The organism is Streptomyces sp. NPDC002787 (assembly GCF_053592095.1).
In genome coordinates this window covers 45,876-66,188 of sequence record NZ_JBSFVC010000010.1, presented here as the reverse complement: position 1 = coordinate 66,188, position 20,313 = coordinate 45,876, and the positions used below count along the sequence as shown (strand labels likewise).

Genomic DNA, 20,313 nt, shown 5'->3' with positions numbered 1-20,313 from the left:
CGGGCCCGGCCCGTCGGCCGCTACGCTGCGGAAGCCGGTGCCTGGGCGCTGCTCGGCTCCCGCTCCTCGGGGCCCGTCTCCTCGGCGGTCACCCGGGCGGCGGGGATGAACGCGGCGACCGCGGCGGCGACCAGGGCCGCACCGCAGCCGATCATCAGGCCGGTGCGGAAGCCGTCCTCCGACGGCAGGCTGAGGCCACCGAACGGGGTGGTCATCTGGGCGAGGACCACGCCGACCACGGCGGCGGCGGTGGAGGTGCCGAGCGCTCGCATCAACGTGTTGAAGCTGTTGGCGGAGGCTGTCTCGGACAGCGGGACCGTGCTCATGATCAGTGCGGGCATGGCGCCGTAGGCGAGGCCGACGCCGGAGCTGACGACGAGGGAGATGATCAGCAGACCCCAGGTGGAGCCCATCAGCACGAGCGACAGCCCGTAGCCGGTGGCGAGCACCAGGGAGCCGGTGACCAGGGTGAACTTGGGGCCGCGGGCGGTGGTGAGCTTTCCGCCGAGCGGAGAGAGCGCCATCATCATCAGCCCGGCCGGGGCCATCCACAGGGCCATGGCCAGCATCGACTGGCCGAGACCATAGCCGGTGGCCTCAGGCAACCTGAGCAGCTGCGGAGTGATCAGCGCCTGCGCGTACATGCCGAAGCCGACGAGGATCGAGGCCACATTGGTGAGGAGCACGCGCGGATGGGCGGTGGTGCGCAGGTCGACCAGCGGCTCACGGGTGCGCAGTTCCCACAGGCCCCAGCCCAGCAGCAGCACGACGGCTCCGGCGAACAGGCCGAGCGTGGTCGCCGAACCCCAGCCCCAGTCCGCGCCCTTGGAGACCGCGAGCAGCAGGCACACGACGCCGCCGCCGAGGCCGAAGGCGCCCACGAAGTCGAAGCGCTGGCCCTTGGCGCCGGCCGGCGTCTCGGGGACGAGGAACCAGATCATGGCGGTGACCGCGAGAGCGAGACCGGTGGCTCCCCAGAACAGCACCCGCCAGCTCGCGTACTGCGCGACCGCGGCCGCGATCGGCAGGCCCAGGCCGGCGCCGATGCCCAGGGAGGCGCTGACCAGGGCGATGGAGCCGCTGAGCTTCTCCGGCGCCATGACGTCCCGCAGCAGACTGATGCCGAGCGGCACCACGCCCATGCCGATGCCCTGCAAACCCCGGCCCACGATCATCGGCACGACGGTCGAGGAGAGCGCGCACACCACCGAGCCGATCACCAGCGGGGTGCAGCAGAGCAGGAGCATGCGCCGCTTGCCGTAGAGGTCGCCGAGGCGTCCGCCGATCGGACCGCAGACCGTCGCGGTGAGCAGCGTCGCGGTGATCACCCAGGAGGCGTTCGCGGCGCTGGTGCCGAGGATCGTGGGCAGTTCGGTGAGCAGCGGTGTCACCAGTGTCTGCATGATCGAGGCGGTGATGCCGGCGAGCGCGAGCGTCGCGATGACGCCGCCCGGGCGGGTGGCGGGCGGTGGGTTGGCCGTCAAGGGATCCTCCGTGCGGTGAACCGGCGACTGGGCATACGTCATGCACCTGGCGTGCAGCCTACCTGCCTAGTGCATGACACATCTCCCGTGCATCTTGCACACTCTGGGTACGATGCCTGGTTCGGCGGGCCCGGCCCGGCGGGATGGAAAGATCGCCCTGGCGGTAACCGCAACGAGGAGGTAGGCGACCGTGGAAGAGCCGACGCGCCGGGTCGAGTACGAGAACATGCTGCTCGGGCGTTACCAGCATCTGAGCAAGAGCAAGGGGCGCCGCAAGGACTCCACGCTGGAGCGCAGTGCGTACATCCTGCTCAGCCGCATCCGTGTCGAAGGACCGATGTCGATCAGCGAACTGAGCGACGCCTTCGGCCTCGACGCCTCCACCCTGCGCCGGCAGACCGCCGCCGCCCTGCGGGCCGGGCTGGTCGAGCACATCCTCGACCCTGAGGGTGGCGTGGCCCGCAAGTTCCGTATCACCGAGGAGGGCGAGCGTCGCCTCGACGAGGAGCGGGAGGGCAACGTCCGTACGCTCGCCATGGTGTTGGCCGGCTGGTCCGACGAGGACATCGCCGGGTTCGCCGACTACCTCGAACGCTTCAACACGAGCATCGAGCGGCTGGCCGGCAAGCCGTGGCCGCGCCCGTAGCCGGAGCGCGAGGGCGGGGTAGCCTCGGGAGCATGCGGATCTCCGTCTCCTCGGACATGGACGAGCCCGTCGCCCGCCTCCTCCTCGCGGAGCTACGCGGCCGGGGCCACGAAGTAGTGACCCACGGCGCGCTGCGTGCCGGGGACGACCCCCGGTGGGCGGCCTGCTCGGAGGCGGCGGCGCGCGAGGTCGCCTCCGGTGTGTCGGACCAGGCAGTCGTGTGCTGCTGGACGGGTACGGGCGCGTCGATCGCGGCGAACAAGGTGCCCGGGGTGCGGGCCGCCCTGTGCACGGACGCGTACACGGCCGACGGCGCCCGCCGCTGGAACGACGCCAATGTGCTGGCCATCGGTCTGCGGCTGACCTCCGAGCCGTTGCTCAAGGAGATCCTGGACGCCTGGTTCGCCGCCGAGGCCAGCCAGGACGCGGACGACCGGGAGAACGTGGCCCGCGTCGAGCGGCTCGACGTCAGCCGGGGTGCCGGCCGGACCTGATGAAGACGGGCCCGGCCCAGGGGGGCGGCTCCGGTGGGGCCTCGGGCGGTCCGGGTGTCTTCGGCGAGACCGCCCGGGTCGGGGCGTGCCCGGGCGGGAAGCCGCGCGTCGTGCCCGCTGCCCTGAGCGCGGCCACGAAGGACAGGCAGGAGTCGTACCGGTCGTCCGGGGACTTGGCCAGCGCCGTCGCCATGACCTGATTCATGGCCGGCGGCAGGTCGGGGCGCCCGCCGGTGAGCGGGGGCGGCTCGTCGTACTGGTGGGCCCACAACAGGGCCATGTCGTCGTCCCGTTGGAAGGGCGGCCGGCCGGCGAGTGTCTCGTGGACGACACAGGCGAGGCTGTAGACGTCGCAGCGGCCGTCGACGGGCTTGCCCGAGATCTGCTCCGGCGCCACGTAGTCGAGCGTCCCCACGAACTGGCCGACGCTGGTGAAGCCCGTCAGGGACAGCGACTTCTTCGTCAGGCCGAAGTCGGTGAGATAGACGTGCTCGGGGTGGTCGCTGTCGGTGCCCTGCGCGACCAGGATGTTGCCCGGTTTCACGTCCCGGTGCACCAGACCGTGGTCGTGCGCCGCGTCGAGCGCGGAGGCGACCTGGGCGGCGATCCGGGTGGCGGTCGTGACCGGCAACGGGCCCTCCCGGTCCAGGAGATGGCGCAGGTCGCTGCCGGCGACGTACCGCATGGCGATGTAGAGGACGCCGTCCGTCTCCCCCGCCTCGAAGACGGGCACGATGTGCGGGTGGTCGATCGCGGCGGCCACCCGTGACTCGTGGGTGAAGCGGCGGCGGAAGGTGTCGTTGCGCGCCAGTTCCGGGGCGAGCAGCTTCAGCGCGACCGTCCGCTCCAGCCGCAGGTCCAGGGCCTGGTAGACGACGGCCATTCCGCCGCGGCCGATCTCGCGTTCGATGCGATAGCCCGCGATCTGCCGTCCGACGAGCTCCGACGGGCGCCCCGCGTACGGCCGCGTCTCACCCATCGGGTGTCACCGGTGGCACCAGGCGGGTGGGTTCGTCATCGGCCGACCCGTGCTCCCCCGGCCGCCGGTCGGCCGACCCGTGCTCCCCCGGCCGCCGGTCGGGTGACCGGGGGTCCTCCGGTCCGCGTTCGGGTTCCCCTACGACGCGGGTCGGCTCCGGTGCCGGGGCGGCGACCGGCGGGACCTGCGGGGCTGCCGGGGTCTCGTGCGGCTCGTCCCCCACCGCGAACGTGCTCAGCCGCGACCCGTCGCAGTACACCCACCGTTCGTGCGCGGCGTCGAAGAGCCACAGCGACTCGCCGTCGACGACGACGCCGATCCGCAGACCCTTCGTACGGTCGCGGAAGGTCTCCCCGTCGCGATGTCCGGCGGCCAGCGCCTCCGCCTCGGTGCGGTAGCGCGTCAGAGCCTCCTCCGCGCGGGCCAGCAGGGGGCGTGGGTCGGCCGTGCGGGCGAGGGCGGCGCCGGCGGCGGGCGGGTCCTGCGGCACGGCGACGAGGAGGCGGCCGTCCACCCAGGCGGACCAGCCGTTGGCGCACAGGACGCGGCCCCAGTCGCCGCGTCGGTCGAGGAGCTGGACCGGCAGCAGCGCGTCGAGGGACACGGTGGGCCGGGACGGGTCGGGCGTCTCCCAGGCGGGCAGGCCGCCCGGCGGGACGACATGCGTGGGGAGGAACCCGGGGGTCGTCATCACGGCTACTTCCGCATCACGGCCGGTTCGCCGCGGCGCAGCAGACGGGCGACGAGCAGACCGCAGAGCAGCGAGAGGACGACGAGCATCCCCAGGTCGAGCAGCCACACGCCCGCCGAGTGCTCGAACAGCGGGTCCGACTTGTCGGGGACGGTCCGTTCCAGGTCGATCGTGCCGGCCATCGCGGCGAACGCCCACCGCGAGGGCACCAGCCACGCCAGCTGTTCGAGGACGATCGTGCCCTTCACGTCCAGCAGCGCGCCGCAGAACACGACCTGGACGATCGCGAGGAGCACCAGCAGCGGCATGGTGACCTCCTCCTTGCGGACCAGCGCGGAGACGACGAGGCCGAGCATCATCGCGGTGAACGCGAGCAGCGCCACGGCCACCGTGATCTCCACGAGCGGCGCCAGCAGCACGCCTTCGCCGCCGGGGGCGCCGAGGTCGACACCGAGCAGGGCGACCAGGGTGAGGACGACGGCCTGGAGGACGGTGATCGTGCCGAGGACGACGACCTTGGACATGAGGTACGCGGATCTGGACAGGCCGACGGCTCGTTCGCGCCGGTAGATGACCCGTTCCTTGACCAGTTCGCGCACGGCGTTCGCCGCGCCGGTCAGCACACCGCCCACGCAGAGGATGAGCAGGGCGTTCATGGCGGTCTCCCGGTCCAGCGTGCTGCCGGCCAGCGCCCTGGCCATCGCGCCCATCACGAACGGCAGCGCGATCATGATGGCGAGGAAGGTCCGGTCGGCGCCGAGGGCCGCCGCGTACCGGCGGACGAGGGTGCCCAGCTGGGCGCCCCAGCTCTGCGGTGTGGGCGGCGGCGCCACCTCGGCCGGCGCGTCCTCGGGGAGATAGGGCCGGCTCATGGACGCGGTGACGTAATGGCGGTGGAAGGGCGAGTCGCGGTACTCCCCGGCCCAGTCCCGCTCCTGGTCCCGCTCGAAGGCCTCGAACGCCTCCGGCCACTGCTCGAAGCCGAAGAAGGCGAGGGTGTCGTCCGGCGGTCCGTAGTAGGCGACCTTGCCGCCGGGCGCGAGGACGAGGAGCCGGTCGCAGACGTCGAGGCTGAGGACGCTGTGGGTGACGACGATGACCGTACGCCCGTCGTCGGCGAGGCCGCGCAGCATGTGCATCACGGAGCGGTCCATGCCGGGGTCGAGGCCGGAGGTCGGCTCGTCCAGGAACAGCAGGGACGGTTTCGTCAGCAGTTCCAGGGCGACACTGACCCGTTTGCGCTGGCCGCCGGAGAGGCTGTGGATGGGCTGGCGGGCACGCTGCTGAAGGCCCAGTTCGCGGATGACCTCGTCGACGCGTGCCTGCCGCTCGGCCTTCGCGGTGTCCTGGGGGAAGCGCAGTTCGGCGGCGTAGGCGAGGGCTCTGCGGACGGTCAGCTGGGCGTGCAGGATGTCGTCCTGCGGGACGAGTCCGATGCGCTGGCGCAGTTCGGCGTAGTCGCGGTACAGGTCGCGGCCGTCGTAGAGGACCGTGCCGCTGTCGGCGGGGCGCTGGCCGGTCAGGGCGTTCAGGAGGGTGGACTTGCCGGCGCCGCTCGGGCCGACGACGGCGAGGAGACATTTCTCGCCGACCGGAAACGTCACCTCGTCCAGGAGCGTCTTTCGGCCTCGGTCGACGGCTACGGTCAGTTCCTGGACGTCGAGGGAGATCTCACCGGTGTCGACGTACTCCTGGAGTTCGTCGCCGACCAGGCAGAACGCGGAGTGGCCGATGCCGACGATGTCACCGGGAGTGACCGGGGCCCGGTCGACGGGCGCGCCGTTGAGGAAGGTGCCGTTGTGGCTGCCGACGTCGACGATCTCGTACGTGCCGTCCGGGAGTGCCCGCAGCTCGGCGTGGCGGCGGGATACGACGAGGTCGTCGATGACGAGGTCGTTGTCGGCGGCGCGGCCGATGCGGACGGTCCGCTCGGGCAGCGGGCGGACGCTGGTGGGCTGCCGGAAGGTGCCGGTGGAGGCGGGGTGGGAGATACCGGAGGGACGCTCGGGGGCGAGGCCGGTGAGCACGGCCCGGGGGCCGTCGGGCAGGCTCCCGAAGTGGATGACGCTGCCGGGGCCCACGTCCCACTCGTGGACGCGGTGACCGTCGGCGTACGTGCCGTTGGTGCTGTTCTCGTCCTCGATCGTCCAGTGGTCGACCTCCGCCCGGAGCACCGCGTGGTGCCATGAGACCCGGTCGTCGTCGAGGACGACGTCGCTGAGCGGGTCGCGTCCCACGTGGTACTCGCGGCTGGGGGTCATCACCACGGAGCCCGCCTCGGTTTCCAGCACGAGCTCGGGCGCAGTCGGTGCGATCGACCGCTCTGCCATGGAGAAAATTCTACCGATGCGCCCGGTTATGTGCCTGACCGTACCGCCGGCACCGGGGTCAGGCGGCGGGAGCGGCGATTCTCTGGGCGATGCGCTGCATGCGCACGGCGTCGACGGACTCCGCGAGCAGCTCGTACTCGGTGGTGTCGTCGTTGGTGGCGATCCTGACCAGGTTCCCGGCGGCCAACTCCTCGGCCACCAGCTCCTGTTGCCGGCCGTCGGCGGACCAGGCGCGCAGCAGGCTCGGCACGTCCGGGACGGTGTCCGCGACCGGAACGACCGCGTTCGGGGGGAAGTTGGGGTTCTCGGGCCGCGGGTCGAGGCGTTCGGCGATCCATAACGCGCGGTCGCGCATCCACCACAGGGCCAACGCCAACGTGGGGGCGCGATAGGTACCGAGGGGCACGCCGACGCGCTGGCCGCCGCACATGCCGTACGCGGTGACATGGCACAGGAATTCGTCGTGCACGCTTCACTCCCCCGATCGCACCGCCGACCCCGCCCGGCCCGACTCGCCGCGCGGACTTGCTCTCGCCTCGCAGACTTGCTGGTCGTGCGCATCCGGCGACGAGAAGTCACGCACAGTGACGTCATGACCGCGCACTGCGGCGCGTTCGTTCATGCCTCAATCGCCCTGTCACTCGAGTATCGCCACTCCTGACCCTCTGTCACCATGCCAATTCGGCCAGTCTCTTGGCATATGCGGAGGTGTGAATGGCTGAAACGATTCGACGGGCCCTCCGACCGGGGCTCCCTCGGGATGACCCCCGAGGTAATCGACGCCGTTCGGCACGGCCGGGCATCGTGTGCGGTGCCGGATCACGAGGAGGCCGCGGCCGGCCCCGGACCCGGTATCCGCCCCATACGTACGTCCTCGATGGAGGGTTCAACGATCATGCCCGCGACTCACGACCGCTACGAGACCGCCGTCGCCCGCGACCGCTACGAGACCGCCGTCGCCCGCTACTTCGAGGCCTGGAACGCGGGCGGCGAGGAGGCACTGGCCGAAGCGGTGGCCGCCGCGTGGACCGCCGACGGCGGCTACACCGATCCGCTGGCCGACGTGCGGGGGCACGAGGAGATCGCCGCGCTGATCACGGCGGCCCGGAAACAGTTCCCCGGCCTCGCCTTCCATCTGGTCACGGCCGTCGACGGACACCATGACACCGCCCGCTTCGGCTGGGAGCTGGTGGACGAGGCGGGCGGTACCGCTCCGGTCGCCGGGTTCGACGTGATCACGCTCGACGCAGAGGGACGTATCCGCAGCGTGTACGGCTTTCTGGACCGGGTCCCGGCGACGGAGGCCTGACCTGGCCGCCCCGCCGTCCCCTGACCCGCGATGAGTGTTTCCGCTCCCGGCGGTCTCCGGTCAGCAGAGGACCACCGGGAGCGAAGGACGACACGAGGGCTGGGACCTCAGCCCTTGCCCTCGATGATCGCGTCGATGCGGGCCAGTTCGTCCGCCTCGAAGTCGAGGTTGGCGATGGCGCCGACGCTGTCCTCGATCTGCCGGGCGCTGCTGGCGCCGACGAGGGCGGAGGTGACGCGACCGCCGCGCAACGTCCAGGCCAGGGCGAGCTGGGCCAGGGTCTGGCCCCGGGACTTGGCGACCTCGTCCAGCGCGCGCAGCCTGCCCACCAGGTCCTCGGTGAGGGCGTCGGAGTTCAGGAAGGGGCTGTCGCTCGCGGCCCGCGAGTCCTCCGGGATGCCGTCGAGGTAGCGGCCGGTCAGCAGCCCCTGCTCCAGCGGGGAGAAGACGATGGAGCCGACCTGGAGCTCGTCGAGGGCGTCGAGCAGGCCCTCGCTCTCGGGGCGCCGGTCGAGCATCGAGTAGCGCGGCTGGTGGATCAGGAGGGGGGTGCCCAGCTCCTTCAGGATGCGGGCGGCCTCGCGGGTCTGCTCGGCGGAGTAATTGGAGACACCGACGTACAGCGCCTTGCCCTGCTGGACCGCCGAGTGCAGCGCGCCCATCGTCTCCTCCAGCGGAGTCTCCGGGTCGGGGCGGTGCGAGTAGAAGATGTCGACGTAGTCGAGGCCCATGCGCTTCAGGCTCTGGTCGAGCGAGGAGAGCACGTACTTGCGGGAGCCCCACTCGCCGTACGGGCCGGGCCACATCAGATAGCCCGCCTTGGTGGAGATGATCAGCTCGTCGCGGTACGCGGCGAAGTCGGCCTTGAGGGCGTCACCGAAGGCGGACTCGGCGGAGCCGGGCGGCGGGCCGTAGTTGTTGGCCAGGTCGAAGTGGGTGACGCCCAGGTCGAAGGCGCGGCGCAGGATCGCGCGCTGCGTCTCGACGGACCGGTCGGGGCCGAAGTTGTGCCACAGACCGAGCGACAGCGCGGGCAGTTTCAGACCGCTGCGTCCGGCGCGCCGGTAGGGCATGTCCGCGTAGCGGTCGGGGTGTGCGGTGTACAACGCGACTCCAGAGAGGTTGGCGCGGGGGGACCGGAGTCCCTGAGAACCGGTGTCCACTCTTTCGCGACCTGGGTGCATTGGTCCAACAGAAGAATCCGATGGGATTCAGCGCATACGCTTCTGAGTCATGGAACTCCGTCATCTCCAGCATTTCGTCGCGGTCGCCGAGGAGGAGCACTTCACCCGGGCCGCCGAACGTCTGCTGGTGTCCCAGTCGGGTCTGTCCGCCTCCGTACGGGCCCTGGAGCGCGAGTTGCAGACCCCGCTGTTCGTGCGGACGACCCGTCGGGTGATGCTCACACCGGCCGGGCGGGCGCTGCTGACCGAGGCGGAGCGGATCCTGGCGCAGGTGCGGTCGGCCCGTGAGGCGGTGGCCGCCGTGCAGGGCGTACTGCGCGGAATGCTCGCGCTCGGGTCGGAGCAGTGTGTCGCCGGGGTGCATGTGGCCGGGCTGCTGGCCACGTTCCGGCGCCGCCACCCCGATGTGGAGATCTGTCTGCGGCAGGCGGGCTCGGGCGCCCTCGCGGAGGAGGTGGCGAGCGGCCGCCTCGACCTGGCCTTCGCGGTGCGGGCGGCGCAGGAGGACACCGACCGACTGCGGGTCGTGCCCCTGTCCAGCGAGCCGATGACCGTCCTGTGCCATGCCGGCCACCGCCTCGCGGTCGCCGGCGCCGCCGTGACGCCGGAGGAGCTGGGCGGCGAGGTCTTCGTCGACTTCCACCCGGACTGGGGCCCGCGCCGCACCACCGACGCGGTCTTCGCCGCCGCGGGCGTCCGCCGGGCCGTCGCCCTGGAGGTCAACGACGTGCACAGCCTCCTCGATCTCGTGGCCGAGGACCTCGGCATCGCCGTGGTCCCGCGCCACTTCGCCCACAAGCGCGACTCCCTCGTCGCCCTCACCGTCAAGGGCACCGACGAGTCCGTGTACGAGACGGTCGCCCTGCTGCCGCCCCCGCAGGCCACGAGCCCGGCGGCGCGTGCCCTGTTGGGGCTGCTCGACCCGCCGGCCGGTTGTCCCGAGGTCAGCCGGTGACGGGCGACCACCGGCGGTTCGAGGTGTCGTACTCGTAGCGCGGCAGTCCCTTGATCGCGGTCGTGCGGAACGGGCGGCCGTCGTCGTCGATCCGGACCGTGCCGGTACGGCCCTCGGAGGACCACTCCAGTTCCAGGTACCAGCTGCAGTCACAGGTCTCCGTCTCGGCGGAGACCCTCAGCACCTCCGGGTCCTCGGCCGACACACGGTACGGAAGACGCACCGCCGGGATCCGCACGTCCAGGTCGGCACCGTCGACCGGGCGGGCGATCGGCCGGTCCTTGTCCAGATCCACGTCGAAGTACCGGGGGCTGACCCGTCCTCCGCATCCCTGGTCCATCGCGTAGGCGTTGCCCTCGGCGGGAGCCGCGCGTCCCACGACGCGGACCCGCAGCGCCGTCAGGACGACGGCCGTGGACTTCCGCCCCTGCACCGTGATCTCCACGATCGTGTTCCGGCCGTGCACCCCCCGCTGCGTCGCGGCCCAGACGCCCGCGTCCTGCGGCGTCGGCGGCGGGGGCACTTCCTTCGGCGGCTTGGCGACGACGTAGTCGTGACCGCAGCCGAGCGACCAGAGCTGGGAGTTCGCCGTCCAGGTCAGTGGCACCCCGGTGGCCGGGGGCCGCCGCTCCTGGGTGTCCCCGTTCTTCGGGGGACTGCTTTCGGGCTCGGTGGGCAAGGGCGAGGGTGTGCCCGAAGGGCTCTTCGTGCCGCCGCTGTCCGGTGAGGGGGACACGCTCGTGGGCGCGGTCGACGGACGCTGGGCTCCCGTGGTCGTACGGGACGGTGTCGGCTCGCCACCCTGGGCGCTGCGGCCCGCCGGGGGACTGCCGGACGGCAGCGCCGCCAGGCTGCCCAGGGTCGCGACGAGCACCGCCAGGACGGCCGCGCCGACGAGGGTGCGTCGGCGACGGTGCCAGGGGCGGCGGGGCGGGGGCACCGACATGAGCGCGGCGACCGGCTCGACCGGCTCCGTGGGCTCGACCGACCCGGCGGGCTCAGTGGACTCCGCGGGCGGCTCGGCGGATTCGGTGGACGCAACAGGTTCGGCGGGATCGGCGGCGTCGACGGGCTGGACCGGATCGGCCGGTTCCGGTGCCGTCGCGGCAAAGGCCCCTCCCCCACCCGTACGCGCCCGCTGCCGTGCCGCCACTGCGAGCAGCCACAGCCGGTGCAGTTCGAGCCGCTCCGCCCCGGTCGCTCCGCAGAGCGCGGCGAAGCGTTCGACGGGCGCGAAGTCGAGCGGGACGGTGTCGCCCGCGCAGTAGCGGTGCAGCGTCGAGGTGTTCATGTTGAGGCGGCGGGCCAGCTGCCCGTAACTGCGGTCCGTGCGTTCCTTGATGCGCGTGAGCGCCGCCGCTAACTCCCGCACGTCGTCCGGTGCTGCCGACACTGTTCTCCACGTCCTCCCCGTCCCGGGACGGCATCCCAGGCACTCCCCATACATGCACGTCAGAAGGGCTGGGATGGTTCCATGGCCGCGGATCGGACGTCGGCCGTTGCGCTCACGCCCCGTGACGGCCGATGCTCTTGGTGTCGCACCGACCAGGGCCGGACGGACCATCCGGCGTCGGCGGCGACGCGGCAGCACCACTCATCCACGTACCCATGCAGGTACTCGTTCACGGGGGACACCCATGCCCAAGCACACCCGAGCCCGCACGCTCACCGCACTCGTCGTGGCGGGCCTCACCGCGGGCTCCGCACTCGCCGCCAGCGCCGTACCGGCCGCCGCCGCGAAGGCGAGCAGCGCACCGAAGTACCTCTCGGCGTCCGAGCTCCCGCCGCACCCCTCGTCCTCCTGGACGGCCGGCGAGATCGAGGACGGCGTCCCCGAGGAGCTCCAGTACTGCCTGGGCGACGCGCTCCTGGCGTACGACATCAACCACCGTTCCTTCCGTACGGACCTGGAGACCAGTGCCAGGCAGCTGATCGTCGTCACCGGCAGCGACAGCAAGGCCAAGGCGCTCGCCACGCGGCTGAACAAGGACTTCCGGAACTGCGTGAGCGACTCCTCCGACCCGGACGTCGAGGCCGAGTACCGGGACCTCGGGACGCTGCCCGTCGAGGAGGGCGCCCGCGTCCACGGGGTGGCCACGGTGACGTCGTGGGGGGCCATGGACATCCGGCTCCTGTCCGTGGGCCGGGACGGCCGGACCGTCACCGTCGTGGACTGGGGGCAGATGGGCGGATTCAAGGACGCGCCGGTCAAGGCCTTCAAGAAGACGACGACCACCGCCGTCAACAAGCTCCACTGAGCAACCGAGGAACTCAGCACCGGAAAACGGGGACCACACACACATGACCAGCACGCGCACCACCCGCCGTACGGCTCTGGCGGCGGGCCTCGCCCTGGCCCTCGGCCTCGGCGTGACGGCCACCGCGTCGGCCGGCGGCCCGCGCACCGTCACCGGCGAGCCGACCGACCCGATCACCCGCATCGCCGACTTCTACGGCTCCTACATCGACGCCCGGAGCGACCCGGAGGGCGGCGGGAAGCTCGCCGAGGAGCTGCGGAAGTACTACCTGACACCCGCCCTGCAGAAGGAACTCAAGGCCTGGGAGAAGAAGAACAACGCGGACGGCGTCCTGCGCGCCCAGAACACCCCGGCCCGGTGGAAGGTCACCGACAACGGCACCGCGAACCACACCGAGGCCGGCATCACCTTCACCTGGGGCGACGGCAGGACCACCAAGCTGGTCGTCGACATGACCCGCGACCTGAAGATCTTCCACATCGGCACGAAGGGCGCCGCCGGAAGCTGACAGGGTCCTCGCAGCGCCGGATCGGGGGACCGGCGCTGCGGTGCGTGGGCGGTGCGGGCGCGGGCCCGATGCCCGATGGTGGACGTATGGATGTGAAGGACGTTCTCATCGACGCTTACGGCCGGATCAAGGAAGAGGTCCACGGCGCCGTGGACGGGCTGTCCCCGGCGGACCTCCACGCCCGTCCCGCCCCCGACGCCAACTCCGTCGCCTGGCTGGTCTGGCACCTCACCCGGATCCAGGACGACCACGTGGCCGACGCCTCCGGGCTGGACCAGGTCTGGCTGTCACAGGGCTGGGAGAAGCGCTTCGGGCTCGCTCTGCCGGCGCGTGACACGGGCTACGGACACGACCCGGCGCAGGTCGCGGAGGTGCGGGTCGACTCCGGTGACCTGCTCACCGGGTACTTCGACGCCGTGCACGAACAGACGCTGGAGTTCGTGCACGGCCTCGGCCCCGACGACCTGGACCGGATCGTGGACGAGCGGTGGACGCCGGCCGTCACCCTCGGCGTACGCCTGGTCAGTGTCCTGGCCGACGATCTTCAGCACGTCGGCCAGGCGGCTTACGTGCGGGGTTTGCTGCGGAGTCAGGACGCGGCAGCGTAGCCCGGCAGGACGACGTCCTCGATGAGGGCGCCCCGCTCGTCGAACGGGATGAAGGCGCTCTTGAGGGCGTTGACGGTGACCGTGCGCAGGTCGTCGAGGGTCCAGTGGGCCTCCTCGACGAGCAGGGTCATCTCGCGGGTCATCGTGGTGCCCGACACCAGACGGTTGTCGGTGTTGAGGGTGACGCGGAAGCCGAGGTCCTTCAGAGCCGTGACGGGGTGCTCGGCGATGGAGGTGGCCGCGCCGGTCTGGAGGTTGGAGGTGGGGCACATCTCCAGGGCGACACGGCGGTCGCGGACCCAGGAGGCGAGGCGGCCGAGCTTGCCGTCGACGATGTCCTCGGTGATGCGGACGCCGTGGCCGATGCGCTGGGCGCCGCAGACCTGGAGGGCCTGGTGGATGCTGGGCAGGCCGTGGGCCTCGCCGGCGTGGATGGTGAAGGGGACGCTCTCGCGGCGCAGGTGCTCGAAGGCGGCCAGGTGGTCGGCGGGCGGGAAGCCGTCCTCGGCGCCCGCGATGTCGAAGCCGACGACGCCGGCGTCCCGGAAGGCCACCGCCAGGTCGGCGGCCTCGCGGACACGGTCGAACATGCGCATCCCGCACAGCAGCGTGCCGACACGGACCGGGGTGCCCTGCGCGGCCGCCTTGGCCATACCGACGGCCAGGCCCTCCTGCACGGTCTGGACGACTTCGCTCATCGTGAGCCCGCCCCGCGTGTTCAACTCGGGGGCGTAGCGCACCTCGCCGTAGACGACGCCGTCGGCGGCCAGGTCGAGCACGTACTCCTCGGCGGTGCGCAGCAGGCCCTCCCGGGTCTGCATCACGGCGAGGGTGTGCTCGAAGGTGGCTATGTAGCGCACCAGGTCACCGGAGTTGGCGGCCTCGTAGAACCAGGCGGCGAGGGCCTCGGGGTCGGTCTCCGGGAGGGTGTGGCCGACCTCCGCCGCGAGTTCCACCAGCGTGGCGGGGCGCAGACCGCCGTCGAGGTGGTCGTGCAGGACGGCCTTGGGGAGGCGGCGGATGGTGTCGGCGTCGATGCGGGGCTCGGTCATGGCGTTCGTTCCTCGGCAGGTGGTGCGGTGGTGTGGGTGGAGCGGGGTGACGAAGTACTCGGTCGGCGGCAGCGCGGCTGGGTTTGCGCCGGGGCGGCCGTCAGGCCGGTCGGGCCGCGATGTCGGCCCGGTTCAGCCGGTGGCGGGCTGGAGGAGGTCCCAGCGGTTTCCGTACAGGTCCTCGAAGACGGCGACCGACCCGTACGGCTCGTGGCGCGGCTCCTCCAGGAACCGGACGCCGGCGGCCAGCATCCGGGCGTGGTCGCGGGCGAAGTCGTCGGTGTGCAGGAAGAAACCCACGCGTCCGCCTGTCTGGTCGCCGATGCGGCCGCGCTGCGCCTCGTCCTTGGCCCTCGCGAGCAGCAGTCCGCCGCCCGGTCCTTCGCCGCGCCGTCCATCGCCGCCCGGTTGTTCGCTTCCCGGTCCTTCGCCGCCCGGTTCGACGACCACCCACCGGCTGCCGTCGGGCCTCGGTTCGTCCTCGACGAGCAGGAAGCCGAGCGCCTCGGTGTAGAAGCGGATCGCCTCGTCGTAGTCGTCGACCACGAGGGTGACCAGGGCTATGCGTCTCATCGGGGCCTCTCGGGTGGGGCGCGGATCTCGCGGAAACGGTGCGGTGATCGTCCGAAGATCGCTCGGGGGTCGCTCGGGGTTCCCGGGAGGTTATACGTAACACGCTCCGGAGGCAAATGGCACTTTCCCACACGGCGCGAGAGCGTCCCGCACGGCACGACTGAGGCCCCCTGCCGCTCAGGGGGCCTCAGGTCAGGGGAGGGCCGCAGCCCGGGATCACTCGCCCGGCGAGGCCTTGCGGAGGGCGGCGATGCAGGTGGTGAGGGCCTGCTGCAGTTCCTCCAGACGCTGGAGCATGTCGTCCTCGTAGATGGCGTCGAGGTCGACGGCGTCGTCGAGGGTCAGCTCCTCGAAGACCTTCGTCGCCTTCTGCAGGCTGCTGTAGAACTTCGTCCGGCGCTCCTGGACCCGCAGCTCGGGGTCGGCCTCCACGGCCTGGACGACGAGTTCCTTGACGGAGTCGTACGCCTCCGTCGCCCACTCACCGGTGTCCTCGTCGTCGTCCAGCTCGTCGATCAGGGACAGGTGCCGCTCGGCCTCGGCACGCAGTTCGGCGGTGGCGTCGATCACCTGCCCTGCCGGGGTCTTGACCTGACCGTTCTCGACGATCTGGCGGACGTAGCCGATACGGCTGGCCGCCTGGGTCTCGCTCGCCACAGCCTTCTTGAGCTCGTCGGTGCGGGCGATGTCGCGGGCCAGTTCCGTCTGGAGGGAGGGGTCCTCCTTGAGGCGGTCGAGGAGGGCGGTGCGGGCCGCCTGTGCGGTGGACGGGTCTGCGAGGATCGCCGCGCGCAGCGCGGTGGGGTTCTCGGCGACCTCCAGGGCCTTGGTCGGGCGGATGCCCTCGGCCTCGGCCGCGGCCGTGATCGCGGTGCCGCGGTCGGAGGTCGCGCTGGAGCGGGAGCTGTAGTACGTCAGCCACACGTCCGAGTCCGGCAGGTCGATCTCCTCGCCGGGGGTCAGCGCCTCGAAGTGCGGGACCATGCCGTCGTCGGCCGCCTTGTCCCACGCCTTGTAGTAGCGCATGACCCGCTCCGGCGAGCACCCGGCCAGCTCGGCGAACCGCTTCGCCGACACCTTCGGCGTCTCGCCCGCCGCCTCCCCGCCGGGCCGCACGCTCCGCGCCACCTTCAGCGCGAACGCCCAGCCGCCGGTGCGGGCGTACACCCCGAACTCACGTGCGTCGCGGGCGACTTGCTCGTCCACGACATCGGCCGGGGCGTCATCGCCGGGCGCCTGTGCGGGAGCCTCCTCGCCGGACGACTGGGCCGGCACCTCGGCGCCGGAAGCACCCTCGGGGGTCTGCTCCTCGGCCGCGCCGGGCTCGACCCAGAAGCCGTCGTCCCGCGTCGGGATTCCCCCGGTGGCCTCCGGCGTGGCGGGCGTCCCGTCGGCGGGCGGTACGGCCGATGCGGAGTGGGCGGTGGCTACGCTCACGGGTGACTCTCCCGGGGGGTGACGAACGACAGGGGCAGAACAGGCAGCCTATATGAACCTGTTGGTGCCGCTTTGCGCTGATGCCTCGCCTCGGTGCACCGCGTCCAGCCGGGCCACCTCCTCCGCCGTGAGCCGGAGGGCTCCCGCGGCGATGTTCTCCGCGAGATGGTCCGGGTCTCCCGTGCCGGGGATGGCGAGAACGTGCCGCCCCTGGTGGAGGGTCCAGGCGAGCCGGATCTGAGCGGGGGTGACCTCGTGGGCGCGGGCGACGGCGAGCAGTTCGTCGTCGTGCGCGGTGCTCGCGCCCCGGGGGCCGGCGTCGCCGGCGATCGCGTAGAACGGGACGAACGCGATGCCCGCTTCGCCGCAGGCCCTGAGTACTTCGTCGGCGTCGGGGTCCGGGCTGTGCAGGCCGTACTGGTTCTGGACGCAGACCACGGGCGCGATCGCCCGGGCCTCGGCGAGGTGCCGGGGTTCGACGTCCGAGACGCCGAGGTGGCGGATGAGTCCGGCGTCCCGCAACTCGGCCAGCGCGCCGAAGTGTTCGGCGATGGAGTCCTGCCGCATCCGGCGCAGATTGACGACGTCCAGGTGGTCGCGGCCCAACTGCCGCAGATTCTCCTCGACCTGTCCGCGCAGTTGGTCGGGCCGGGCGGCCGTGCCCCACTCCCCCGAGTACTCGCGATGCGGTCCGACCTTGGTGACGATGACCAGGTCGTCCGGGTACGGCCCGCCCAGCGCACTGTTGATCAGTTCGTTGGCGGAGCGCAGCGAGGAGAAGTAGAAAGCGGCCGTGTCGATGTGGTTGACGCCCAGTTCGACCGCGCGCCGCAGCACGGCGATCGACCGCTCGCGCTCCCTCGGCGCCCCGAGATGGAAGGCGGCGCTGCCCGTCAGCCGCATCGCGCCGAAGCCGACGCGATGGACGGGCAGGTCACCGAGTGTCCAGGTGCCCGCGGCGGCCGCGTTGATCGTCTCCGAGGTCATCGACGCAGTCTCGCACGCGCCGACCGCCGCGCCCGGCGGGCTTTGCCTGGTCTTCAACGTCCGGCTGGGGCCGACTCGTCGTCGAGATCGTGACGCTCGCGGTGCCGGATTCCGAGGCGCGCCTCTTGGGTGCGGCCCTCCCTGCCCCACAACCCGCACGCCTCGCGTCGAAGGGAAAACGGGGGCCGGCCGTGGACCGAGCCCCCGCAAGAAGTCAGGTGCATGACATCATGACCGTCGCGTCGAGGTCAGCAGTACAGATTGCCGCCCGCCGAGGTGCCGAGGATCTGGACGAACCGCTGGTACGCGCTCACTCGACTCTGCACCTGCGCGGGGTTCTTGCCGTCGCACTCCAGGGAGCCGTTGATGCTGCGGATCGTGTGCCCGAAGCCCGCGCCGCTGACCATCGCGTGGTGGCCGGTCATGGTGCCGGGGCCGGTCTGGGTGTTCCAGTACCACAGGGCGGTCTTCCAGGCGACGGCCGCGTCGTTCTGCACCAGCCAGGGGTTGCCCAGGAGGTTCAGACCGAGCGCGTCACCGGCGGCCTTGTAGTTGAAGTTCCAGCTGAGCTGGATGGGGCCTCGGCCGTAGTAAGCCGCCTGTCCCGCCGGGCAGCCGTACGGCCTGCCCCAGTCGCAGTAGGTCGGATAGTTGGCGGTGTTCTGCTCGACGATGTGGACGAGCCCGCCGGTCTCGTGGTTGACGTTGGCGAGGAAGGCGGCCGCCTCCTGCTTCTTGACGGTGTCGCTGCCGGTGTTGGCGAAGGCCGGGTAGGCGCTCATGGCCGCCCGCAGCCCGCTGTACGTGTAGAAGGCGTTCCGGTTCGGGAACATCTGGTTGAACTGCGCCTCGCTCACCACGAAACCGGAGGGGTTGGTGGGGCCGTTCTCACAGGCGTACGGCTCCCAGTACCAGGTGCTGATGGTGGGGTCGTACCCCGGGTTGTCGTGCTCGGCGATGTACGCCTTGCCGTCGCTGTAGCGCACGATGTCGCCGGTGACGTAGGACTTGCCGGCCACCCAGCTCGCGTAGCTCGAACACGGTGCGGCGGACGCACTCTGGGCGGGCAGCAGCAGGGGTGCGGAACCGCCGATGACCAGCGCGGCCAGCAGGGCGGATATACGGCGCCTCGACACGGGACCAACTCCTTCGTGGAGCACGGCCGCACCCGGGCGGGGGCCCGAAGGGCATGACGGGGACAGGACCTCGCGCGCACGCGCCGGCGGAGCCGGCCACGGCGTGGGGGCGGCCGTGGTGGGGGGTGTGGTGGCACACTCAACCGCGTTGGTCTGTACCAGTCAAGGGTGTAGACCAGTCAACTCGCATGACGCGAGGTCAGGTCAGTCGCCGGGGCAGCCGAGCCAGTAGCCGAAGCCCCGGCGGGTGTGGATCAGCGCGGACTCCTCCCGGTCGACCTTGCGGCGAAGCCGGGCGACGAGCTTCTCGATCACGCCATGGGCGCGGAACTCTCCCCACACGTGACGGCTGATCCGCTCCTTGGAGAGCACCCGCTCCGCGTTGGCCAGCAGATGGCTCAGCAGCTTCGGTGGGGCGCGGTGGGGACATGCCGCTACCGTAGCAGAAGTTTGCCTAAGTCAAGCAATTCCGCCTCGTTCGGGCCTGCGCCGCGTACCTCGGTTCGTCCTGGGTGTGCGGATTCGCCGCCACGCAAGGTGGAGAGGATGTGATCTTCCGGTCGTCAAAGGTGTGATCTTCGGGGCCGGAGCCGGGGAGAATCGTCCCATGACCACGTCACCGCACCCCCTCGTCGTCCAGGCGCAGGCACTCGCCGCCGAGGTGCTCACGCCTCAGGCGGAGCGCGTCGATCAGGAGGGGGTGCCCGCGAGCAGTATTCAGGCGATCAAGCGGTCGGGGCTGCTCGGAGTGAGCGCGCCGGTGGCGTACGGCGGGTCCGGCGCCCCCAACTCCGTCGCGCGGGAGACCGCGGAGATCCTGGCGGGGGCGTGCTGCTCCACATGGTTCGTGCAGACCCAGCACCACACACCCGTGCTGACCCTCGTGAAGAGCGAACTCCCCGCCCGCGAAAGCCTGTTGAGGAAGCTGGCCACGGGCGAGCTGCTGTCCGGTGTCGCATACGCCCACCTGCGGAGGTACCCCCGGGTTCCGGTACGGGCCGTGCCGAAGCGGGGCGGCTGGCGGTTCCACGGGACGGTCCCCTGGTACACCGGGTGGGGGCTCAACGACGTGATGCTGCTGGCCGGGGTGACGGACGCGGACGAGGTGGTGTTCGCCTTCACCGAGGCCAGGCAGCAGTCCGGGCTCAAGGCCTCCGCGCCCGTGCGGCTCGCGGCGCTCACGGCGGCCCGCACGGTCTCGCTCCAGCTCGACGGGCTCTGGATCCCCGACGACGCCGTGGCCCTGCACGCGCCGTACGAGTCCTGGGCCGCGAGCGACCGCCCCAAGCCCACGAACGCCTCACCGGCGGTGTTCGGGGTCGCCGAGTCCGCCCTCGGTCTGCTGGACCAGGACGATCCCACGACCAAGGCGCTGCGTCTGCGGCTGGACAAGGTACGGCGGCAGGCGTACGCCCTCGCCGACCATCCGGCGCCGCACGAGCACATGGAGGAGCGGCTGGCCCTCAAGACCAAGGCGTTCGACCTGATGCGCACGGCGACGACCGCCGCGGTCGTCGTCGTCGGCGGACGGGCTCTCGCCCTGGACAACCGCGCCCAACGGCTGGCCCGTGAGGCGATGTTCCTGCTGGTGCAGGGGCAGACCGCCGAGGTGCGCCGGGCACACCTCGGCTCACTGTCGGCCGCTTACTGACCCCGTGCCCCCTCGCGGTTCCGCGCCTCGC

20 protein-coding genes and 1 pseudogene are annotated in these 20,313 nt (G+C 71.5%); 8 read left to right on the top strand and 13 right to left on the bottom strand.

What is annotated here, in order from left to right:
• Window positions 1–20: 20 nt before the first annotated feature.
• On the bottom strand, window positions 21–1,484 hold the full coding sequence (locus tag ACWD26_RS15720) for an MFS transporter (protein ID WP_451270225.1): 1,464 nt from the start codon (window positions 1,482–1,484) through the stop codon (window positions 21–23).
• Window positions 1,485–1,674: 190 nt separating this feature from the next.
• Here ACWD26_RS15720 and ACWD26_RS15715 point away from each other — a divergent pair, with 190 nt between their 5' ends.
• Entirely contained in the window at window positions 1,675–2,130 is a 456-nt protein-coding gene (locus ACWD26_RS15715) for a MarR family winged helix-turn-helix transcriptional regulator (protein WP_451270223.1), read from the top strand.
• 32 nt (window positions 2,131–2,162) lie between these two features.
• The gene (locus ACWD26_RS15710; RefSeq protein WP_451270221.1) at window positions 2,163–2,624 is read left to right on the top strand and encodes an RpiB/LacA/LacB family sugar-phosphate isomerase; all 462 of its coding nucleotides are present in this window, start codon (window positions 2,163–2,165) and stop codon (window positions 2,622–2,624) included.
• On the opposite strand, the gene ACWD26_RS15705 is transcribed toward ACWD26_RS15710, so the two are convergent.
• The 4 genes from ACWD26_RS15705 to ACWD26_RS15690 are packed head-to-tail and all read right to left on the bottom strand — an operon-like array spanning window position 2,599 to window position 7,093.
• Window positions 2,599–3,603: a serine/threonine-protein kinase gene (locus tag ACWD26_RS15705; protein ID WP_451270219.1), complete on the bottom strand. Its 1,005-nt coding sequence runs from the start codon at window positions 3,601–3,603 to the stop codon at window positions 2,599–2,601. The two genes, ACWD26_RS15710 and ACWD26_RS15705, sit on opposite strands and share 26 nt — an antisense overlap.
• Window positions 3,596–4,294 (bottom strand): hypothetical protein, encoded by a 699-nt coding sequence (locus ACWD26_RS15700; RefSeq protein ID WP_451270217.1) that lies wholly within the window; start codon window positions 4,292–4,294, stop codon window positions 3,596–3,598. The genes ACWD26_RS15705 and ACWD26_RS15700 overlap by 8 nt, the downstream gene beginning before the upstream one ends.
• Window positions 4,295–4,299: 5 nt before the next feature.
• Window positions 4,300–6,624, bottom strand: coding sequence for an FHA domain-containing protein (locus tag ACWD26_RS15695; protein ID WP_451270216.1), 2,325 nt, complete (start codon window positions 6,622–6,624; stop codon window positions 4,300–4,302).
• Window positions 6,625–6,682: 58 nt separating this feature from the next.
• A complete protein-coding gene (locus ACWD26_RS15690; RefSeq protein ID WP_451270215.1) occupies window positions 6,683–7,093 on the bottom strand; it encodes a hypothetical protein in 411 nt (136 codons plus the stop codon).
• A 426-nt stretch (window positions 7,094–7,519) separates the two neighbouring features.
• Between ACWD26_RS15690 and ACWD26_RS15685 the strand changes: the two genes are divergently transcribed.
• On the top strand, window positions 7,520–7,933 hold the full coding sequence (locus ACWD26_RS15685; RefSeq protein ID WP_451270213.1) for a nuclear transport factor 2 family protein: 414 nt from the start codon (window positions 7,520–7,522) through the stop codon (window positions 7,931–7,933).
• Window positions 7,934–8,040: 107 nt separating this feature from the next.
• On the opposite strand, the gene mgrA is transcribed toward ACWD26_RS15685, so the two are convergent.
• Window positions 8,041–9,039, bottom strand: coding sequence for an L-glyceraldehyde 3-phosphate reductase (gene mgrA, locus ACWD26_RS15680; RefSeq protein WP_451270211.1), 999 nt, complete (start codon window positions 9,037–9,039; stop codon window positions 8,041–8,043).
• Window positions 9,040–9,166: 127 nt separating this feature from the next.
• On the opposite strand from mgrA, the gene ACWD26_RS15675 reads away from it, so the two are divergent.
• Complete coding sequence (locus ACWD26_RS15675) at window positions 9,167–10,072, top strand: LysR family transcriptional regulator (protein WP_451270209.1); 906 nt, start codon at window positions 9,167–9,169, stop codon at window positions 10,070–10,072.
• On the opposite strand, the gene ACWD26_RS15670 is transcribed toward ACWD26_RS15675, so the two are convergent.
• On the bottom strand, window positions 10,062–11,465 hold the full coding sequence (locus ACWD26_RS15670) for a helix-turn-helix domain-containing protein (RefSeq protein ID WP_451270207.1): 1,404 nt from the start codon (window positions 11,463–11,465) through the stop codon (window positions 10,062–10,064). The two genes, ACWD26_RS15675 and ACWD26_RS15670, sit on opposite strands and share 11 nt — an antisense overlap.
• A gap of 244 nt (window positions 11,466–11,709) precedes the next feature.
• Here ACWD26_RS15670 and ACWD26_RS15665 point away from each other — a divergent pair, with 244 nt between their 5' ends.
• From ACWD26_RS15665 to ACWD26_RS15655, 3 genes are all read left to right on the top strand, one after another.
• Window positions 11,710–12,330: a hypothetical protein gene (locus tag ACWD26_RS15665; RefSeq protein WP_451270205.1), complete on the top strand. Its 621-nt coding sequence runs from the start codon at window positions 11,710–11,712 to the stop codon at window positions 12,328–12,330.
• A 43-nt stretch (window positions 12,331–12,373) separates the two neighbouring features.
• Window positions 12,374–12,838, top strand: coding sequence for a hypothetical protein (locus ACWD26_RS15660; protein WP_451270203.1), 465 nt, complete (start codon window positions 12,374–12,376; stop codon window positions 12,836–12,838).
• A gap of 86 nt (window positions 12,839–12,924) precedes the next feature.
• Window positions 12,925–13,446 (top strand): mycothiol transferase, encoded by a 522-nt coding sequence (locus ACWD26_RS15655; protein WP_451270201.1) that lies wholly within the window; start codon window positions 12,925–12,927, stop codon window positions 13,444–13,446.
• On the opposite strand, the gene ACWD26_RS15650 is transcribed toward ACWD26_RS15655, so the two are convergent.
• From ACWD26_RS15650 to ACWD26_RS15625, 6 genes and pseudogenes are all read right to left on the bottom strand, one after another.
• Window positions 13,428–14,498: an adenosine deaminase gene (locus ACWD26_RS15650; RefSeq protein WP_451270199.1), complete on the bottom strand. Its 1,071-nt coding sequence runs from the start codon at window positions 14,496–14,498 to the stop codon at window positions 13,428–13,430. The two genes, ACWD26_RS15655 and ACWD26_RS15650, sit on opposite strands and share 19 nt — an antisense overlap.
• A 132-nt stretch (window positions 14,499–14,630) precedes the next feature.
• Entirely contained in the window at window positions 14,631–15,071 is a 441-nt protein-coding gene (locus ACWD26_RS15645; protein WP_451270197.1) for a VOC family protein, read from the bottom strand.
• A 216-nt stretch (window positions 15,072–15,287) separates the two neighbouring features.
• A complete protein-coding gene (locus ACWD26_RS15640) occupies window positions 15,288–16,508 on the bottom strand; it encodes a hypothetical protein (protein WP_451270195.1) in 1,221 nt (406 codons plus the stop codon).
• Window positions 16,509–16,556: 48 nt separating this feature from the next.
• A complete protein-coding gene (locus ACWD26_RS15635; protein ID WP_451270193.1) occupies window positions 16,557–17,495 on the bottom strand; it encodes an oxidoreductase in 939 nt (312 codons plus the stop codon).
• Between the two features lie 248 nt (window positions 17,496–17,743).
• On the bottom strand, window positions 17,744–18,631 hold the full coding sequence (locus tag ACWD26_RS15630) for a glycoside hydrolase family 19 protein (protein ID WP_451270192.1): 888 nt from the start codon (window positions 18,629–18,631) through the stop codon (window positions 17,744–17,746).
• 204 nt (window positions 18,632–18,835) lie between these two features.
• Window positions 18,836–19,039: pseudogene (locus ACWD26_RS15625) on the bottom strand (winged helix-turn-helix domain-containing protein); the annotation flags it as partial.
• Window positions 19,040–19,238: 199 nt separating this feature from the next.
• Here ACWD26_RS15625 and ACWD26_RS15620 point away from each other — a divergent pair.
• A complete protein-coding gene (locus ACWD26_RS15620; protein WP_451270190.1) occupies window positions 19,239–20,282 on the top strand; it encodes an acyl-CoA dehydrogenase family protein in 1,044 nt (347 codons plus the stop codon).
• Window positions 20,283–20,313: the final 31 nt, after the last annotated feature.

What these genes read in the sequence shown, in the direction of transcription:
- ACWD26_RS15710 (WP_451270221.1), top strand. Translation starts at nt 2,163, where the DNA reads ATGCGGATCTCCGTCTCCTCGGACATGGACGAGCCCGTCGCCCGCCTC.
- ACWD26_RS15705 (WP_451270219.1), bottom strand. Translation starts at nt 3,603, where the DNA reads ATGGGTGAGACGCGGCCGTACGCGGGGCGCCCGTCGGAGCTCGTCGGA.
- ACWD26_RS15700 (WP_451270217.1), bottom strand. Translation starts at nt 4,294, where the DNA reads ATGACGACCCCCGGGTTCCTCCCCACGCATGTCGTCCCGCCGGGCGGC.
- ACWD26_RS15695 (WP_451270216.1), bottom strand. Translation starts at nt 6,624, where the DNA reads ATGGCAGAGCGGTCGATCGCACCGACTGCGCCCGAGCTCGTGCTGGAA.
- ACWD26_RS15685 (WP_451270213.1), top strand. Translation starts at nt 7,520, where the DNA reads ATGCCCGCGACTCACGACCGCTACGAGACCGCCGTCGCCCGCGACCGC.
- ACWD26_RS15675 (WP_451270209.1), top strand. Translation starts at nt 9,167, where the DNA reads ATGGAACTCCGTCATCTCCAGCATTTCGTCGCGGTCGCCGAGGAGGAG.
- ACWD26_RS15665 (WP_451270205.1), top strand. Translation starts at nt 11,710, where the DNA reads ATGCCCAAGCACACCCGAGCCCGCACGCTCACCGCACTCGTCGTGGCG.
- ACWD26_RS15660 (WP_451270203.1), top strand. Translation starts at nt 12,374, where the DNA reads ATGACCAGCACGCGCACCACCCGCCGTACGGCTCTGGCGGCGGGCCTC.
- ACWD26_RS15655 (WP_451270201.1), top strand. Translation starts at nt 12,925, where the DNA reads ATGGATGTGAAGGACGTTCTCATCGACGCTTACGGCCGGATCAAGGAA.
- ACWD26_RS15650 (WP_451270199.1), bottom strand. Translation starts at nt 14,498, where the DNA reads ATGACCGAGCCCCGCATCGACGCCGACACCATCCGCCGCCTCCCCAAG.
- ACWD26_RS15645 (WP_451270197.1), bottom strand. Translation starts at nt 15,071, where the DNA reads ATGAGACGCATAGCCCTGGTCACCCTCGTGGTCGACGACTACGACGAG.
- ACWD26_RS15635 (WP_451270193.1), bottom strand. Translation starts at nt 17,495, where the DNA reads ATGACCTCGGAGACGATCAACGCGGCCGCCGCGGGCACCTGGACACTC.
- ACWD26_RS15620 (WP_451270190.1), top strand. Translation starts at nt 19,239, where the DNA reads ATGACCACGTCACCGCACCCCCTCGTCGTCCAGGCGCAGGCACTCGCC.